The 16,550-nt window shown below is 45.1% G+C and carries 29 protein-coding genes; 25 read left to right on the forward strand and 4 right to left on the reverse strand.

Features of this window, described 5'->3' with window-relative positions; translation table 11 throughout:
* Positions 1–2: 2 nt before the first annotated feature.
* The 23 genes from rplP (at position 3) to dsbD (ending at position 11,980) form a co-directional block, all read left to right on the forward strand.
* The gene (gene rplP / locus ICN22_RS01680; RefSeq protein ID WP_088526677.1) at positions 3–416 is read left to right on the forward strand and encodes a 50S ribosomal protein L16; all 414 of its coding nucleotides are present in this window, start codon (positions 3–5) and stop codon (positions 414–416) included.
* A 14-nt stretch (positions 417–430) separates the two neighbouring features.
* Positions 431–625 (forward strand): 50S ribosomal protein L29, encoded by a 195-nt coding sequence (gene rpmC / locus ICN22_RS01685; RefSeq protein WP_015420239.1) that lies wholly within the window; start codon positions 431–433, stop codon positions 623–625.
* A gap of 12 nt (positions 626–637) precedes the next feature.
* Positions 638–907, forward strand: a complete 270-nt coding sequence (gene rpsQ / locus ICN22_RS01690) for a 30S ribosomal protein S17 (RefSeq protein ID WP_046329381.1) — start codon at positions 638–640, stop codon at positions 905–907.
* A gap of 185 nt (positions 908–1,092) precedes the next feature.
* Entirely contained in the window at positions 1,093–1,461 is a 369-nt protein-coding gene (gene rplN / locus ICN22_RS01695) for a 50S ribosomal protein L14 (protein ID WP_015420241.1), read from the forward strand.
* 9 nt (positions 1,462–1,470) lie between these two features.
* Positions 1,471–1,779 (forward strand): 50S ribosomal protein L24, encoded by a 309-nt coding sequence (gene rplX, locus ICN22_RS01700; RefSeq protein WP_011901911.1) that lies wholly within the window; start codon positions 1,471–1,473, stop codon positions 1,777–1,779.
* Between the two features lie 16 nt (positions 1,780–1,795).
* Complete coding sequence (rplE, locus tag ICN22_RS01705; protein WP_215328355.1) at positions 1,796–2,338, forward strand: 50S ribosomal protein L5; 543 nt, start codon at positions 1,796–1,798, stop codon at positions 2,336–2,338.
* A gap of 9 nt (positions 2,339–2,347) precedes the next feature.
* Positions 2,348–2,653 carry a 30S ribosomal protein S14 gene (rpsN, locus tag ICN22_RS01710; RefSeq protein ID WP_015420244.1) on the forward strand — a complete coding sequence of 102 codons (306 nt, stop codon included), beginning with the start codon at positions 2,348–2,350 and terminating at the stop codon, positions 2,651–2,653.
* 24 nt (positions 2,654–2,677) lie between these two features.
* Complete coding sequence (rpsH, locus tag ICN22_RS01715; protein WP_015420245.1) at positions 2,678–3,073, forward strand: 30S ribosomal protein S8; 396 nt, start codon at positions 2,678–2,680, stop codon at positions 3,071–3,073.
* Positions 3,074–3,083: 10 nt separating this feature from the next.
* Positions 3,084–3,617 (forward strand): 50S ribosomal protein L6, encoded by a 534-nt coding sequence (gene rplF / locus ICN22_RS01720; protein ID WP_216168562.1) that lies wholly within the window; start codon positions 3,084–3,086, stop codon positions 3,615–3,617.
* Between the two features lie 13 nt (positions 3,618–3,630).
* Positions 3,631–3,984, forward strand: a complete 354-nt coding sequence (gene rplR, locus ICN22_RS01725; RefSeq protein WP_046329386.1) for a 50S ribosomal protein L18 — start codon at positions 3,631–3,633, stop codon at positions 3,982–3,984.
* Between the two features lie 19 nt (positions 3,985–4,003).
* Positions 4,004–4,522 carry a 30S ribosomal protein S5 gene (gene rpsE, locus ICN22_RS01730; RefSeq protein WP_015420248.1) on the forward strand — a complete coding sequence of 173 codons (519 nt, stop codon included), beginning with the start codon at positions 4,004–4,006 and terminating at the stop codon, positions 4,520–4,522.
* A gap of 24 nt (positions 4,523–4,546) precedes the next feature.
* Positions 4,547–4,735, forward strand: a complete 189-nt coding sequence (gene rpmD / locus ICN22_RS01735; protein WP_046329387.1) for a 50S ribosomal protein L30 — start codon at positions 4,547–4,549, stop codon at positions 4,733–4,735.
* Between the two features lie 27 nt (positions 4,736–4,762).
* Positions 4,763–5,203 (forward strand): 50S ribosomal protein L15, encoded by a 441-nt coding sequence (gene rplO / locus ICN22_RS01740; protein WP_215328358.1) that lies wholly within the window; start codon positions 4,763–4,765, stop codon positions 5,201–5,203.
* A gap of 17 nt (positions 5,204–5,220) precedes the next feature.
* Positions 5,221–6,558, forward strand: a complete 1,338-nt coding sequence (secY, locus tag ICN22_RS01745; RefSeq protein ID WP_216168563.1) for a preprotein translocase subunit SecY — start codon at positions 5,221–5,223, stop codon at positions 6,556–6,558.
* Positions 6,559–6,562: 4 nt separating this feature from the next.
* Positions 6,563–6,781 carry a translation initiation factor IF-1 gene (gene infA, locus ICN22_RS01750; protein ID WP_216168564.1) on the forward strand — a complete coding sequence of 73 codons (219 nt, stop codon included), beginning with the start codon at positions 6,563–6,565 and terminating at the stop codon, positions 6,779–6,781.
* A 35-nt stretch (positions 6,782–6,816) separates the two neighbouring features.
* Entirely contained in the window at positions 6,817–6,933 is a 117-nt protein-coding gene (gene rpmJ / locus ICN22_RS01755) for a 50S ribosomal protein L36 (protein ID WP_012357167.1), read from the forward strand.
* 24 nt (positions 6,934–6,957) lie between these two features.
* On the forward strand, positions 6,958–7,323 hold the full coding sequence (gene rpsM, locus ICN22_RS01760; RefSeq protein WP_215305638.1) for a 30S ribosomal protein S13: 366 nt from the start codon (positions 6,958–6,960) through the stop codon (positions 7,321–7,323).
* A gap of 18 nt (positions 7,324–7,341) precedes the next feature.
* Entirely contained in the window at positions 7,342–7,749 is a 408-nt protein-coding gene (gene rpsK, locus ICN22_RS01765) for a 30S ribosomal protein S11 (RefSeq protein ID WP_011901923.1), read from the forward strand.
* 116 nt (positions 7,750–7,865) lie between these two features.
* Positions 7,866–8,489: a 30S ribosomal protein S4 gene (gene rpsD / locus ICN22_RS01770; RefSeq protein WP_216168565.1), complete on the forward strand. Its 624-nt coding sequence runs from the start codon at positions 7,866–7,868 to the stop codon at positions 8,487–8,489.
* Between the two features lie 22 nt (positions 8,490–8,511).
* Entirely contained in the window at positions 8,512–9,492 is a 981-nt protein-coding gene (locus tag ICN22_RS01775) for a DNA-directed RNA polymerase subunit alpha (protein ID WP_046329391.1), read from the forward strand.
* Positions 9,493–9,508: 16 nt separating this feature from the next.
* Positions 9,509–9,901, forward strand: coding sequence for a 50S ribosomal protein L17 (gene rplQ / locus ICN22_RS01780; RefSeq protein WP_216168566.1), 393 nt, complete (start codon positions 9,509–9,511; stop codon positions 9,899–9,901).
* 68 nt (positions 9,902–9,969) lie between these two features.
* Positions 9,970–10,302, forward strand: a complete 333-nt coding sequence (gene cutA / locus ICN22_RS01785) for a divalent-cation tolerance protein CutA (protein ID WP_216168567.1) — start codon at positions 9,970–9,972, stop codon at positions 10,300–10,302.
* A 4-nt stretch (positions 10,303–10,306) separates the two neighbouring features.
* Entirely contained in the window at positions 10,307–11,980 is a 1,674-nt protein-coding gene (gene dsbD / locus ICN22_RS01790) for a protein-disulfide reductase DsbD (RefSeq protein WP_216168568.1), read from the forward strand.
* 51 nt (positions 11,981–12,031) lie between these two features.
* Here dsbD and hemB read toward each other — a convergent pair whose 3' ends face one another.
* Positions 12,032–13,051 carry a porphobilinogen synthase gene (gene hemB / locus ICN22_RS01795; RefSeq protein WP_439650967.1) on the reverse strand — a complete coding sequence of 340 codons (1,020 nt, stop codon included), beginning with the start codon at positions 13,049–13,051 and terminating at the stop codon, positions 12,032–12,034.
* Positions 13,035–13,700: a ribosome biogenesis GTP-binding protein YihA/YsxC gene (yihA, locus tag ICN22_RS01800; RefSeq protein WP_216168569.1), complete on the reverse strand. Its 666-nt coding sequence runs from the start codon at positions 13,698–13,700 to the stop codon at positions 13,035–13,037. Before yihA ends, hemB begins: the two co-directional genes overlap by 17 nt.
* A 114-nt stretch (positions 13,701–13,814) precedes the next feature.
* Between yihA and ICN22_RS01805 the strand changes: the two genes are divergently transcribed.
* Positions 13,815–14,540, forward strand: a complete 726-nt coding sequence (locus tag ICN22_RS01805; RefSeq protein WP_216168570.1) for a c-type cytochrome — start codon at positions 13,815–13,817, stop codon at positions 14,538–14,540.
* 84 nt (positions 14,541–14,624) lie between these two features.
* On the opposite strand, the gene lysA is transcribed toward ICN22_RS01805, so the two are convergent.
* Entirely contained in the window at positions 14,625–15,923 is a 1,299-nt protein-coding gene (gene lysA / locus ICN22_RS01810) for a diaminopimelate decarboxylase (protein WP_216168571.1), read from the reverse strand.
* Positions 15,920–16,111, reverse strand: coding sequence for an LPS translocon maturation chaperone LptM (lptM, locus tag ICN22_RS11175; protein WP_216168572.1), 192 nt, complete (start codon positions 16,109–16,111; stop codon positions 15,920–15,922). The genes lysA and lptM overlap by 4 nt, the downstream gene beginning before the upstream one ends.
* A 47-nt stretch (positions 16,112–16,158) precedes the next feature.
* On the opposite strand from lptM, the gene cyaY reads away from it, so the two are divergent.
* Positions 16,159–16,542 (forward strand): iron donor protein CyaY, encoded by a 384-nt coding sequence (cyaY, locus tag ICN22_RS01820; RefSeq protein ID WP_216168820.1) that lies wholly within the window; start codon positions 16,159–16,161, stop codon positions 16,540–16,542.
* The last annotated feature ends 8 nt before the right edge of the window (positions 16,543–16,550 follow it).

A 16,550-nucleotide genomic window follows, 5' to 3' on the forward strand; every position in this document is an offset into this window, starting at 1 on the left:
GCATGCTACAACCAAAGCGTCGTAAGTATCGCAAGGAACAAAAGGGACGTAACACCGGCGTGGCAACACGCGGTAGTTCAGTAGCCTTTGGTGACTTTGGATTGAAAGCTATTGGTCGTGGTCGTTTGACTGCACGTCAGATTGAATCTGCACGTCGCGCAATGACCCGTCACATTAAGCGTGGTGGTCGTATCTGGATTCGTATTTTCCCAGATAAGCCAATTTCGCAAAAGCCAGCTGAAGTACGTATGGGTAACGGTAAAGGTAATCCAGAGTACTACGTAGCAGAAATTCAACCAGGCAAGATATTGTACGAGATGGATGGAGTGGATGAAACATTGGCACGCGAAGCTTTCAAGCTCGCTGCCGCTAAGTTGCCATTACAAACCACTTTCGTGATTCGCCACTTAGGTTGATCGGGATAGAGATTATGAAAAAGACAGAATTAGCATCCAAAGACCTGGTTGCCTTGAACGCAGAATTGACAGAGCTCTTGAAGACAAGCTTCAAACTCCGTATGCAAAAAGGTACTCAGCAACTCACCAATACCAGCCAATTGGGTAAGACTAAGCGTGAAATTGCTCGCGTAAAGACGTTTATTACTCAAAAAACTGCACAGAAATAAGGAAAAAGGGATATGACAGAATTATCTAAACCCTTGCGCCGCACCCTAGTGGGTCGTGTCGTTAGCGATAAAATGCAAAAAACTGTGACTGTGCTAGTTGAGCGCCAAGTTAAACATGCGCTATATGGCAAATATGTTGGACAGTCCAAAAAATATCACGCTCATGACGAAGCTGGTCAATACAAGATGGGTGATACCGTTGAAATTGCCGAATCTAGGCCAATTTCACGTACTAAATCTTGGGTGGTAACTCGGTTAGTGCAAGAGTCCAAAGGTATTTAAAGAAATACTAGGGATTTTGGCGAAATCTATTGCCAAATCCCTGTTTTACGTAGTATTATAGTTGGCTTCTCTGGTTTTATTGGGGAAGCAGTGTTTTTTCATTAATTCCGGGTTTTAGCTTTCGTTAAAGCCCATAGACGGAACCAAGACTGTTTGCCTTTGGCTAACAAGTTGGGGATTAAAAAATGATTCAGACCGAAAGTAGATTACAGGTCGCTGATAACACAGGCGCCAGTGAAGTTTTGTGCATCAAGGTATTGGGCGGCTCTAAGCGTCGTTACGCCAGTATCGGTGATGTCATTAAGGTGACTGTAAAGTCCGCCGCTCCACGTGGCCGTGTAAAAAAAGGTGACATTTACAACGCCGTAGTGGTGAGAACTGCTAAAGGTGTTCGCCGCCCAGATGGCTCATTGATTAAGTTCGATGGCAATGCTGCGGTATTGCTCAACGCTAAGTTAGAGCCAATTGGCACACGTATCTTTGGACCAGTCACACGCGAATTGCGTACTGAAAAGTTCATGAAGATCGTTTCTCTCGCCCCAGAAGTTATTTAAGAGGCTGATATGAAAAAGATTCGTAAAGGTGATTCAGTGGTTCTGTTGACTGGCCGCGATAAGGGCAAGCAAGGAACTGTTACAGCCGTTCTCGAGAACAAATTAGTGATCGAAGGCGTAAATATTTATAAAAAGAGCGTTAAGCCAAATCCAGCAGCCGGTGTTACTGGCGGCATGATTGACAAAACGATGCCTGTTCACATTTCTAATGTGGCTGTGGTTGACGGTAACGGCAAACCATCACGTGTTGGTATCAAACTCGTGGACGGTAAAAAGCAACGTTTCCTCAAAACCACTGGCGCAACTTTAAGCGCATAAGGGGCACGGAGAAATTATGAGCACACGTTTTCAAGAACACTATCAAGCAAAAGTTGTTGCTGATTTAATGACCAAGTTTGGCTATAAATCAATCATGGAAGTTCCACGTATCACTAAGGTAACCCTGAATATGGGCCTGGGCGATGCAGTGAACGACAAGAAAATTATCGAAAATGCAGTTGGTGATTTGACTAAAGTAGCAGGTCAAAAGCCAGTTGTGACAAAAGCTAAAAAAGCGATTGCTGGTTTTAAAATTCGTCAAGGTTACCCAATCGGTGCCATGGTGACATTGCGTGGTGCACGCATGTACGAATTCTTAGACCGTTTCGTGACTGTTGCTTTGCCACGCGTACGTGACTTCCGCGGAATTTCCGGTAAGGCATTTGACGGCCGTGGTAACTACAACATCGGCGTTAAAGAGCAAATCATTTTCCCTGAGATCGAATACGACAAAATTGATGCCCTCCGTGGTCTCAACATTAGTATTACGACGACCGCTAAGACTGACGAAGAAGCAAAAGCTTTGTTAGCAGCGTTCAAATTCCCTTTCCGCAATTAAGAGGCTAACGTGGCAAAACTATCCCTAATTGAGCGCGAGAATAAGCGCGCAAAAACTGTAGAGAAGTACGCTGTAAAGCGTGCAGAACTCAAAGCAATCATCGCTGATCAATCACGCAGTGATGAAGAGCGCTATGAGGCTCGCTTGAAGCTACAGGCACTTCCACGTAACGCAAGCCCGATTCGTCAAAGAAATCGTTGTTCATTAACCGGTCGTCCGCGCGGTGTATTCAGCAAGTTTGGTTTAGCGCGTAGCAAAATTCGTGAAATCGCCTTTCGTGGCGAAATCCCCGGTTTAACCAAGGCCAGCTGGTAAGCGGCGAAAGAATTAGGAGAACTCATGAGTATCAGCGATCCAATCGCCGACATGTTGACAAGGATCCGCAATGCGCAAGCAGTGCAGAAACCCGTAGTCTTGATGCCGTCGTCAAAAGTTAAAGTAGCTATTGCAAAAGTCTTGCAGGATGAAGGTTATATCGACAGTTTTGAAATCAAAGGTGAAGCAGCTAAGCCAGTGCTACACATTGAACTCAAATACTATGCAGGCCGTCCTGTTATTGAGCGTATTGACCGTGTATCTACACCAAGTCTACGTATCTACAAAGGCCGTCATGACATTCCTGAGGTAATGAATGGCTTGGGTATTGCAATTATTTCAACCCCACAAGGCGTAATGACAGACCGCAAAGCACGTGCAAACGGCGTTGGTGGCGAAGTTATTTGCTACGTCGCGTAAGGAGAGAAATATGTCCCGCGTTGGTAAATCACCTATTCCAGTTCCTAAGGGCGCTGAAATCAGCATCAACGGTGCAAACATTACTGTTAAGGGTCCATTAGGCACTTTGACACACAACTTGCATCCTTCTGTTGGTTTGAAACAAGAAGACGGCGTATTGACAGTTTTTTTAAATAACAACACACCAGAAGCTGGTGCACAGTCAGGTACAGCCCGCGCTTTGGTAAACAACATGGTTGTTGGCGTAACTGCTGGCTTTGAGCGCAAGCTCAGCTTGGTAGGCGTTGGTTACCGTGCTGCTGCCCAAGGCGATTCATTGAAATTGCAGTTAGGTTTCTCACACGACATTATTTACAACCTGCCAAAGGGTGTAAAGGCTGAGACCCCAACTCAAACTGAAATCATTATCAAAGGTTCCAACAAGCAGCAAGTTGGCCAGGTTGCTGCTGAAGTTCGCGCATACCGTTCACCAGAGCCATACAAAGGCAAAGGCGTTCGCTACGTGGATGAAGTTGTACACCTGAAAGAAACTAAGAAGAAGTAAGCGAGATTAGAAAATGAATAAAGACGAATCCAGACAAAGACGCGCTAGGCAGACTCGTATTCGCATTGCCGAAGCATTGGCAAATCGCTTAACAGTTATCCGAAGCAACACACATATTTCTGCTCAGGTTTATAGCCCATGCGGAACCAAAGTTGTAGCAGCTGCTTCAACAATGGAAAAAGATTTACGCCAAGCAATCAAAAATGGCGGCAACGCTGAAGCGGCTAAACAAATCGGCAAGTTAGTTGCTGAGCGTGCTGTTAAGGCAGGCATTGTTGATGTTGCTTTTGATCGTTCCGGTCATCGTTACCACGGCCGTATTAAGGCCTTAGCTGAAGCTGCGCGTGAAGCCGGCCTGAAGTTCTAAAAAGGTTTAGGAAAAAGACATGGCAAAAATGCAAACCAAGATGCAAAACGAAGAGCGTGATGATGGTCTTCGCGAGAAGATGATTGCTGTAAATCGCGTAACTAAAGTGGTTAAGGGTGGTCGTATTCTCGGCTTTGCTGCACTCACTGTAGTTGGCGATGGCGATGGTCGTATCGGCATGGGCAAAGGCAAATCAAAAGAAGTTCCAGTTGCTGTTCAAAAGGCAATGGACGAAGCGCGTCGCAAGATGATCAAAGTTTCCTTACGTAAAGGTACTTTGCAACATACTGTGATAGGTAAGCATGGCGCATCACGCGTGATGATTTCCCCAGCTAAAGACGGTACTGGCGTTATCGCTGGTGGTCCAATGCGCGCAATTTTTGATGTAATGGGCGTAACTAACGTTGTTGCCAAGTCACTTGGCTCAACCAACCCTTACAACATGGTTCGTGCAACGATTGATGGCTTGAGCAAGATGAGCACTCCTTCTGAAATTGCTGCTAAGCGCGGTAAATCAGTTGAAGAGATTCTCGGCTAAGACCAAAAGATTAGGAATCTATAAATGACAACAACTAACTCCAAAGTCAAACTGCAATTAGTACGCAGCTTGATCGGCACACGCGAAAGCCACCGTGCAACCGTTCGCGGCCTAGGCCTGCGTCGCATCAATTCTGTTTCAGAATTGGAAGACACACCAGCTGTTCGCGGAATGATTAATAAAGTTTCTTATCTAGTTAAAGTCGTTGGCTAATAACTAGCAAGTAAATAGGCGAAGAATATGCAACTCAATACACTCAAACCCGCACCGGGCTCCAATAAAAATCGTCGTCGCGTAGGTCGCGGTATCGGTTCTGGCCTTGGAAAAACAGCTGGTCGTGGTCACAAAGGTCAAAAGTCACGCTCAGGCGGATTCCATAAGGTTGGATTCGAAGGCGGACAGATGCCGATGTATCGTCGTTTGCCAAAACGTGGTTTTGTGTCTTTGACACGTCGTCATGTTGGTCAAATTACTTTGAACGACTTAGCAAAAATCAATCTACCGGAAGTGGACTTGTTGGTTTTGAGAGCCCACGGTTTTGCTGGTGAGCAGATTAATTCGGTAAAAGTTATTAAGACTGGTGAACTGACTATTGCTGTAACCCTCAAGGGTATTACAGCTACAGCAGGTGCAAAAGCAGCTATTGAAGCAGCTGGCGGCAAATTGGTTGACTTGGTTTAATTAGTTTTTAGTAAATAATGGCACTCGCACCCACCAACGCAGCAAGTATTGCTCAGTCAGGAAACAAGTTTGGCGAATTACGTCAACGCTTGGTATTCCTGGTTTTAGCATTGCTCGTGTTCCGTTTGGGTGCGCACATTCCAGTGCCAGGTATTGATCCAGACCAATTAGCTCAATTGTTCGCAGGGCAAAAAGACGGTATTTTGGGTATGTTCAACCTGTTCTCAGGTGGTGCGCTATCCCGCTTCACAGTTTTTGCTTTGGGAATCATGCCCTATATCTCTGCCTCAATCATCATGCAGTTGATGACAATTGTTGTTCCTTCCTTGGAGTCTTTGAAAAAAGAAGGCCAAGCAGGACAGCGTAAGATTACACAGTACACCCGTTATGGCACTGTGTTCTTGGCAACATTCCAGGCTTTAGGCATTTCAGTTGCGTTGCAAGCTCAACCAGGTTTGGTTATTAACCCTGGTCTGATCTTCGAACTCAACACAGTAGTGACTTTAGTTACTGGGACGATGTTCCTCATGTGGCTTGGCGAGCAGATTACTGAGCGTGGTCTTGGTAACGGTATTTCCATCATCATTTTCGGCGGCATTGTTTCTGGCCTGCCAACTGCAATCGGTAGCTTGCTCGAATTAGTTCGCACCGGTTCAATGAATATCCTGTCCGCATTGCTGATCGTGGTTATCTGTATTGCAGTGACTTATTTTGTGGTGTTTGTAGAGCGTGGTCAGCGCCGTATTTTGGTGAACTACGCTAAGCGTCAAGTTGGCAACAAGGTCTATGGAGGTCAATCTTCATACTTCCCATTGAAGTTAAATATGGCCGGCGTTATTCCTCCAATTTTTGCTTCGTCTATTATTTTGTTCCCTGCAACGATTGCTGGCTGGTTTACATCAGGCGAGCCAACTAATATGTTCAGCAAAGTCATCAAAGATTTGGCAGCAACTTTGGCCCCAGGCCAACCGGTTTACACAATCTTATATGCTGCGGCGATTATTTTCTTCTGCTTTTTTTACACAGCTTTGGTTTTTAACAGCCGTGACACTGCGGATAATCTGAAGAAGAGCGGCGCCTTTGTTCCTGGTATTCGTCCTGGTGATCAGACCGGTCGCTACATTGACAAGATCTTGGTTCGTTTGACATTGGCTGGTGCAATTTATATGGTTTTGGTTTGCTTGTTACCAGAATTCTTAGTGTTGAAGTACAACGTACCATTTTATTTTGGCGGTACTTCATTGTTGATTATTGTCGTTGTTGCAATGGATTTCATGGCTCAAGTTCAGTCATTCGTAATGCAACAACAGTATGGTTCTTTAATGAAAAAAGCTAACTTTAAGATGGGCGCTTAACTGAATGTCTAAAGACGATGTAATTCAGATGGCGGGAGAAATTACTGAGAATTTGCCGAACGCAATGTTTCGCGTGAAGCTAGAGAACGGACATGTGGTTCTAGGGCACATTTCTGGAAAGATGAGGATGCATTACATCCGCATCCTGCCGGGAGATAAGGTGACGGTGGAGATGACTCCTTACGACCTGACACGCGCCAGAATCATTTTCCGAGCGAAGTAAAGATTAAGTAGTACCTATTTTTTTAGAGGTGAGTTATGAAAGTTTTAGCATCCGTTAAGTGTATTTGCAGAAATTGCAAGATCATTAAGCGCAAACGCGTTGTTCGCGTGATCTGTTCTTCAGACGCACGTCATAAGCAGCGTCAAGGCTGATCTGGTTAATTAAGAGGAAATCTCATGGCACGTATCGCTGGGGTAAACATCCCAAATCATCAACATACTGTTATCGGTTTAACAGCAATTTTTGGCATTGGTACAACTCGTGCTCGCAAAATTTGTGAAACCACAGGTGTTGCTATCGACAAAAAAGTTAAAGATCTTACTGACGGTGACTTGGAAAAGTTGCGTGATGAAGTAGGTAAATTTATTACTGAAGGTGACCTTCGTCGTGAAGTAACGATGAACATCAAGCGTTTGATGGACTTAGGCTGCTACCGCGGCGTACGTCATCGTAAGGGCTTGCCTGTACGTGGTCAACGGACTAAGACTAACGCGCGTACCCGTAAGGGCCCACGTAAGTCTGGCGTGCAACTCAAGAAATAATCAAGAAAGTTTATTGACATGGCAAAACAACAATCCGCTTCTGCAGCTTCACAGCGTGCACGCAAGAAAGTTAAAAAGAACGTTGCTGATGGCATTGCACACGTTCACGCTTCTTTTAACAACACCATTATTACGATCACTGATCGCCAAGGTAATGCGCTTTCATGGGCAACATCTGGTGGCCAGGGCTTCAAGGGCTCACGTAAATCAACACCTTTTGCTGCTCAGGTAGCCGCAGAAGTAGCAGGTAAAGCTGCTGTTGAGTGCGGTATCAAGAACTTAGAAGTTCAGATTAAGGGTCCAGGCCCAGGTCGTGAATCAGCAGTTCGTGCATTGAACTCTTTGGGCATCAAGATCACTGAGATTCAAGATGTCACTCCGGTTCCACATAATGGCTGCCGTCCTCCTAAACGTCGTCGTATTTAAGCTAGGAAGTTAGCAGTACAAGTTTTAGCAGTTTTTTATTAAAGCCCACTGTTCATCTGAATTAAAGGGTGAACTCACCGTCAGTCGTAAGGCTGCGGCATAGAAAGGAAAGCATTGTGGCACGTTACTTAGGGCCTAAGGCCAAATTAGCACGTCGGGAAGGTACCGACTTATTTTTAAAGAGCGCACGTCGCGCCCTGTCAGACAAGTGCAAGTTAGATACGAAGCCTGGTCAACATGGCCGTACATCTGGCTCAAGAACATCTGACTACGGTAATCAATTGCGTGAAAAGCAAAAGGTTAAGCGTATGTACGGAATTTTAGAGCGTCAGTTCCGTCGTTATTTCGCTGAAGCTGAACGTCGTAAGGGCAATACTGGTTCAACATTGCTTCAGTTGCTGGAATCACGTCTTGATAACGTTGTTTATCGTATGGGCTTTGGTTCTACTCGTGCTGAAGCGCGTCAATTGGTTTCCCACTGTGCAATTTTGCTCAATGGTAGCCCAGTAAATATTCCATCTATTCAGGTTAAACCTGGTGATGTAGTTGCGATTCGTGAAAAAGCGAAGAAGCAAACACGTATTACAGAATCACTCAATTTAGTTCAGCAGATAGCGGCAGTTGGCTGGGTATCAGTCGATGCAGCGAAGCTGGAGGGAACATTTAAGCAGGTGCCTGACCGTGAAGACATTAGCGGCGAAATTAATGAAAGTTTGATCGTCGAATTGTATTCACGCTAATTAGGCACTCTCAAGGAAAAATATGCAAACAAATTTGCTCAAGCCAAAAATTATTTCTGTTGAAGCCCTTACTGCCAACCAAGCTAAGGTTGTTATGGAGCCGTTCGAGCGTGGTTATGGCCACACACTCGGTAATGCATTACGTCGTGTTTTGTTGTCCTCAATGGTTGGTTATGCACCAACTGAAGTAGCAATTGCTGGTGTTGTTCATGAATACTCCACATTAGATGGCGTTCAAGAGGATGTAGTTAACCTTTTGTTGAACCTCAAAGGTATCGTATTTAAGTTGCAGTCACGTGATGAAGTTACCATCAATTTGCGTAAAGAAGGCCCAGGCGTTGTTACTGCAAAAGATATCGACTTGCCACATGATGTAGAAATCATTAATCCTGATCACGTTATCGCTCACTTGTCAGCTGGTGGCAAGTTGGATATGCAGATCAAGGTTGAAAAAGGCCGTGGTTATGTACCAGGTAATATGCGTCAATACCATGACGAAACTACCAAGATCATTGGTCGTATCGTGTTGGATGCCTCATTTAGCCCAGTAAGCCGTGTTAGCTATGCTGTTGAATCTGCCCGTGTTGAGCAACGTACCGACCTCGATCGTCTCGTAATGACTATCGAAACAAACGGTGTGTTATCTCCTGAGGAGGCAATTCGTCAAGCAGCTACCATTTTGGTTGATCAGTTAGTTGTATTCGCGGCCCTCGAAAGCAGCGAAGTTTCTGGTGATCTCGCGCCAAGCCGCTCTTCAATGGTTGATCCAATGTTGATGCGTCCGGTTGATGATCTCGAACTCACAGTGCGCTCTGCAAACTGCTTGAAGGCTGAGAACATTTACTACATCGGCGACTTGATTCAACGTACAGAGAATGAATTGTTGAAGACGCCTAATTTAGGTCGTAAGTCTTTGAACGAAATCAAAGATGTATTGGCGGCTCGTGGCTTAAGTCTTGGCATGAAACTCGAAAGCTGGCCTCCAGCTAACCTCGAGAAATAATTAGAAAGGAAGCATCATGCGTCACGGAAACGGCTTACGCAAACTAAATAGAACATCATCACATCGCCTGGCGATGCTGCGCAACATGTCCAATTCTCTTTTGGAGCACGAAGTGATTAAAACCACTTTGCCAAAAGCAAAAGAATTGCGCATGGTTGTTGAGCCTTTGATTACCTTGGGTAAAAAAGATAACTTAGCAAACCGTCGCTTAGCATTCAATCGCACACGCGATCGCGATATCGTGACCAAACTCTTCACAGAGCTCGGCCCACGTTATGCAACTCGTCCAGGTGGCTACCTTCGTATTTTGAAGTTTGGCTTCCGTCATGGTGACAATGCGCCAATGGCCTTGGTCGAACTGCTTGATCGCCCAGAGCTAGATGAAACAGCAGTAGTGCAGGAGGCTTAAGTCTCTGAGCAAAATTAAAAGCCAGGCTCCGGTCTGGCTTTTTTCATTTATGCAATTATAAATACGTCATGACCCCTGATAAATCTACTGAGTTACTGATAGTTGTCACTACATTTGCATCACTAGAGGATGCAAAGAAAATGGCTCATGAGTTGATTAATGGTCGGCTCGCTGCCTGCGTACAAATTCAAGAGGGTGTGCATTCCATCTATCGGTGGGATGGGAAGATTTGCGAGGGAGAGGAAGTTCTACTGTCAGCAAAAACAACTGCAGATAAATGGACGGATATTTCTAGTTTCATAAAAAGTCATCACCCTTATGATTTGCCCGAGGTGATTGCGTATGCCCCTAAAAATTATGAGGTGCATTATGGCAAATGGGTAGAGGCCGAGGTAAAGTAGCTCTATGAGATTCCTTGGTAAATTTATTTCTCTAGTTGCAGCATTGCTTGTAGTTATTAGTAATGTATTTGCAGCGCCGGAATTCCTCCCGCCTGAGCAAGCATTTCAGGCTGAAGCAACATGGGTGGTAAATACGAATGACATTGAGCTGGAAATTTTTCCGGCCAAGGGTTATTACATCTATCAAGAATCCCTGCATCTCAAGATGGGTTCCGAGCCCAATAAATTAGGGCTTGTAAGGGCATCGCTCCCTACTGGGATTGAAAAGTATGACGAAACTTTTCAAAAGAAAATGCAAGTTTACAAACAGGCAATTATTATTACCTTAGATAAAAAAGCTGAAATAGGAAAGCCTCTCTACCTGGAGTTGGAATTACAAGGATGCGCTGAAGCTGGGATTTGTTATCCGCCAATGACCCTGAAATTTTTACTTTCAGGCCCCGGAGTAAAAGCTAGGCCGATACCTGAAGTATTAGATGGGGTTGAGGCAAGCAAGGATTCAAAAACAGCATTGAGCTTGATGGACGTTTGGCGTGAGCGTGATGATGTGAATGTCATTAGTCGTTTTTTAGAGAGCACGCCCACTGCATATTTATTCTTGGCATTCTTCATTTTAGGCCTGGCATTAGCTTTTACGCCTTGCGTTCTTCCAATGTTGCCAATCTTGTCGAGCATCGTGTTTGGAGCGCAGGGCAAGCAATCCATTACTAAGGGTCGTGCAAGTCTATTAGCGACCGCCTATGTACTTGGAATGGCTTGTGTCTATGCATCAGCGGGGGTCTTGATGGCTGCCTTAGGCGGCAGCGTTCAGAGAGCCTTGCAAAGCCCTATAGCGCTGATTGGGTTTGCATTACTGCTATTGGCTTTATCAGGGAGTCTATTTGGCCTATACGAGCTCAGAATGCCCCAATCATGGCAGCAAAAAATAGATCAATTAGCAGGTCGTCATAAGGGGGGCAGCTTTGCGGGTGCCTTTGCTTTGGGCGGAATCTCCACATTAGTCGCAAGCCCTTGCATTACAGCTCCGTTGGCTGGAGTCCTCGCATTTATTGCTCAAACAGGTTCAATGACTCTGGGGGCAGGACTTCTTTTTGTCATGGCTTTAGGTATGGGATTACCACTCCTGTTTATTGCCATTGAGGCTCGCATCTTGATTCCATCGACCGGTATTTGGATGATTTGGTTGCAAAGAACATTAGGTGTTTTATTGGTTGCAACCGCAGCCTGGATTACTTCCCCCTTATTGCAAAGTAGCAGTGGTGATGCGGGCAAGACGATTGCCAATGGTCAGCGCCAACACCAGATTGGAAAAGCTAGTTTTGCGGTGATTGATTCTAGTGCGCAGTTAGATCAATTTTTAATCCAAGCAAAAGAACAAAAGAAACTAGTACTTTTGGATTTTTATGCAGACTGGTGCATCTCTTGTAAGGAGATGGAAGTCAACACGTTTGCTAATCCTGAAGTAAATCAAGAGTTACAGAAATTTATTTTGATACAAGCGGATGTAACAAAGAATAGTCCTGAGCATCAGGCTTTATTAAAACGCTTTGGATTATTTGGCCCACCTGGAATTTTGATCTTTAATTTCAATTCAGAAGAGTTAAAGGATCAACGGGTAATTGGTTATATGCCGCCACAACGTTTTATCGAGCGCTTGAAAAAAGCCTTGGCAAATTGAGCTGCTTGAAAGTTAGATGGGTTGTATCCATCTAAGTTCTTGAACTACTAATTACTTAGATGCCTTTAAAAGGCGCGCAGCTTCAATTGCAAAATAGGTCAAGATACCATTGGCACCGGCACGCTTAAAGGCGAGCAAGGACTCCATCATCACCGCATCATGATCAAGCCAGCCATTTTGTGCGGCAGCTTTGAGCATAGCGTACTCACCACTCACTTGATAGGCGTAAGTCGGGTAGTTGAATTCATCACGCACTCTGCGAACGATGTCTAGGTAAGGCATGCCAGGTTTGACCATCACCATATCAGCACCTTCGCTAATATCGAGCGCAACCTCCCGCAAAGCCTCGTTAGTATTGGCACAATCCATTTGATAGGTTTTTTTATCGGCCTTTCCTAAGTTTTTTGCTGAGCCTACTGCATCACGAAATGGGCCATAAAAGGCTGAGGCATATTTAGCTGAATAAGCCATGATGCGGGTATGAATCAGATTCTTTTGCTCTAAGACTTCACGAATTTTTCCGATACGGCCATCCATCATGTCTGATGGCGCAACAATATCAACACCAGCTTGAGCTTGAGCAACAGCTTGTTGCACTAAGATTGCTGTAGTCTCATCATTCAGAATTCGACCCTGATCATCCAAGACGCCATCTTGACCGTGGCTTGTATAAGGATCAAGTGCTACATCAGTCATGATGCCTAAATTAGGAAAGCGTTTCTTAAGCTCGTGCACCGCGTTTGGAACTAAGCCATTCGGATTAAACGCTTCTTTGCCGTCAGGTGTTTTGAGAGATGCATCAATCACCGGAAAGATTGCCAACACAGGAATGCCTAGAGAGACACATTCCTCAGCAACGCTAAAAAGTAAATCGAGTGATACGCGATTAACCCCAGGCATAGAAGCAACGGCTTGAGATTGATTTGTACCCTCGAGTAAAAATACTGGATAAATTAGGTCGCTTGCGCTGAGTTGATTTTCTTGCATGAGGCGACGGGACCAATCATCGCGTCGCATGCGACGTGGGCGATGAGCCGGAAAGCTCAATGTAGAGTTAGCATGTGATTTCATCTTCTTGAGTCTCCGCTGCAAATAACCATTGAATAACAATATTGTCGGCCTCTTCAAGACCAATACGCTTGGTGCTTGAGAATAATTGTGCCGTAAGATTCTTGGAGTCACCATTGCCATCAGGTAGCGCCGGATCGTATTGTTGTAATTGTTTGCGTACCGCTTCTAGGACATGCTTACACTCGCTTTTATTGAGTTTGTCGCACTTACTTAGCAAAATATGAATGGGTTTGCCGGTTGGGACGAACCACTTAATCATTTGCTCGTCTAGTTCGGTAATACCGCGCCTAGAGTCCACAATCAGCACCATACCAACCAGTTGCTCCCGCTCTTGCAGGTAATCGCTGAGAAGGGCATTCCAGTGGTATTTGGTCTCATGATTGACGGCGGCATAGCCATAGCCAGGCAAATCCACCAAATAGGCTAAGAGATCATCTTTTGCAAAAAGGCCAAAATAGTTAATGTGTTGGGTGCGCCCAGGCGTTTTACTGGCAAAAGCAAGGCGTTTTTGGTTGCAAAGCACATTAATTGCGCTAGATTTACCCGCATTGGAGCGCCCAGCAAAGGCTACCTCTCGGAGTGGAGTGGCAGGTAGGCAATGGGTATCATTGACTGTGGTCGCAAAGCGGGCTTGAAAGAGTTTAGACATGTCCAGAAGCTATTGTAAAATCACGCAAAATCAATAAATATCTCATAATGCTGGGTGAAAGTTGTAAAAAGAAGGGCCCAAACATTTTTAAGAATTTTTGCCAAGGTAAACATAATGCGTCAAACCCCTCAAATCTCCAAATTAACTAGCTTACGTGCTGGCTTTGCAGTTCTGTCTATTTTCGCTCTTAGCGGGCTTGCGCCCCAAGCTCTTGCCGCTGATCCAGCACCTATGGCCCCAGCTGCAGAGGCCAAGGCTGCTGCTCCAGCTAAGCCAAAATTGGATGTCGCTGCTGGTGAAGCACTCTATAACGCTGGAGATGCAACTCGCGGAGTTGTAGCCTGTATTACATGCCATGGTCCCAAGGGTCAGAGTGCTGTAGCTACTTGGCCCAAGTTATCTGCTCAACATGCCGCATACACAGCAAAACAGTTGAAGAACTTTAAAGAAGGCGCTAGGGTCAATGCCATCATGATGGGCATGTCTATGCCTTTAAATGAGCAGGATATGATCAATATCGGCACTTTCCTGTCTCAGCAGGCTCCATCTCAGGGCGTTGCCCAAAACAAAGATGCTCTTACATTAGGTAAGAGTATTTATGGTGGCGGTATTGCATCGAAGGGTGTTCCAGCCTGCGCTGGCTGCCATAGCCCTAATGGTGCAGGCATCCCTGCGCAATATCCACGTCAAGGTGGGCAGTGGGCTGAATATTCCTACAACCAGTTAGTTAATTTCCGTGAAGGTACTCGTAAAAATAGTACTCAGATGACATCAATTGCTACGAAACTTTCTGATCAAGAGATGAAAGCTGTTTCTGATTACATGGCAGGTTTGCATTAATTCTTGCTGAAGTACAAACAAAAACCCCGCTGATATAGCGGGGTTTTTTATTACTTAGAATTTACCAAGAGAAATGAATTAAATTTAATCTGGCAAGGTGGCTTCACCAGCAAAGAGATCGGCAATGTTTTCTCGTTTACGAATGACAAATACATTCTTACCGTCAACCATGATCTCTGCAGGTTTTGGTCTGGTGTTGTAATTAGATGCCATCACAAAGCCATAGGCGCCGGCAGATAGAATGGCTAACAGATCGCCTTCTTCAACCGCAAGCTGACGATCTTTTCCAAGCCAATCACCAGATTCACATACGGGCCCGACGACGTCATAAGTCGAACTTGCAACTTGCTTAGTTTGTACTGGAACGATCCCGTGATAAGCCTCATAGAGCGCTGGTCGCATCAACTCTGTCATTGCTGCATCCACAATACAAAAGTTTTTCTCAGCTCCAGGCTTGAGGTATTCCACTTGGGTCAAGAGCACGCCAGCATTACCTACTAAGGATCTACCAGGCTCTAAGACTATATCGAGATGCCCAAAGCCACGTTCAGCAACACGATTTAGTAGGGTGTTAGTGAACTCAGTAATATCAGGCGGATTGTCGTCGCCATAAGAAATACCAAGACCTCCTCCTAAATCAAGGTGGTGGATTTCAATACCTTCTTTTTTCAATTGAGTCACTAGCTCGAGCACTTTATCGAGCGCATCAAGATAGGGCGCCGTGCTGGTGATTTGTGAGCCAATATGGCAATCAATACCAACCACATCAATTTGTGACAGTAATGCAGCTTCACGATATGTTTTTAAAACCTCGTGATAGGCGATACCAAATTTATTGCCCTTTAATCCAGTAGAAATATAAGGATGCGTTTTCGCATCGACATCGGGATTCACGCGCAAAGAAACTGGGGCGCGGCAATTGAGCTTAGTGGCAACCCGATTAATTTGATGGAGCTCAGCAATCGATTCTACGTTGATGCACTTAACGCCAGCTTTTAAGGCCTGCGCAATTTCATGAGCAGATTTACCAACACCTGCAAACACTAAGCTTTTTGGATCTGCGCCAATAGCAAGAGCGCGCGCTAATTCACCGCCACTGACTAAGTCAAAGCCAGAGCCTAATTTTTTAAAGCAATCAATTACCGCTAAGTTGCTATTTGCCTTCATCGCATAGTGAACGCGAGCTCGTCTTTTACCAGAGGAATCTACGCAAGCTTTGTCGTAGGCCTGATAAGCTTCAGTTAATGCTTTTTTGCTGTACACATAAAGTGGAGTACCAAATTCTTTTGCCAAATCTGACAAAGGGATCTCCTCTGCATACCAAGCACCATTTCGCTCTGTAAATCCAGCTAAGTCGGGGAGTGGAATCGCTTTACTTGTCATTGCTTGGCCGGTGATGGATTAGTTGTAACAGGGCTTTGGGGTGGATAGAGCTTGCCTTTAGGTTCTGGCTCAGCAGGAGGGCTAGGTGCTGGCGGCATATTTGGCAAATATAAGGGCCCTCTAACCCCACATCCAACAAGGGATATTAGAAGGCTAATGCCAAGAGTTCTTTTAAGAATCGCTATCATGAATGTCTCTAAAACGAATGATTGAATATAGCATGCAGGACTCTAATATGAAGCCAAGCAATTTAACTGTAGAAACCATTGACGATAAGCAATTTCATCAGTTGGGTAGTAATTTATTGGAGTCGATAGAAGTAGCCCTAGAGGCTGCAGACGATACGCTAGACCTCGATCTGGATGTAGAGCGCCAGGGTGGAAACGTGATCAATATTCGGTTCAGAGATCGCAGCGTAATAGTAGTCAACACCCAGCCCCCTTTGCATGAGATTTGGGTAGCGGCTAAATCTGGCGGTTATCACTACCGTTGGGCGGGTACTTTAGCCTCCCCACTATGGCTGGATACTAAAACTGGACGCGAAATACTAGGCGACTTATCCGAATTTGCCAGTGCTCAAGCTGGCCAGGCGATCACTATTGGCCTGCTGCAGAAATAAGCAAATCA

It is taken from the genome of Polynucleobacter bastaniensis (assembly GCF_018882205.1).
GTDB lineage: Bacteria > Pseudomonadota > Gammaproteobacteria > Burkholderiales > Burkholderiaceae > Polynucleobacter > Polynucleobacter bastaniensis.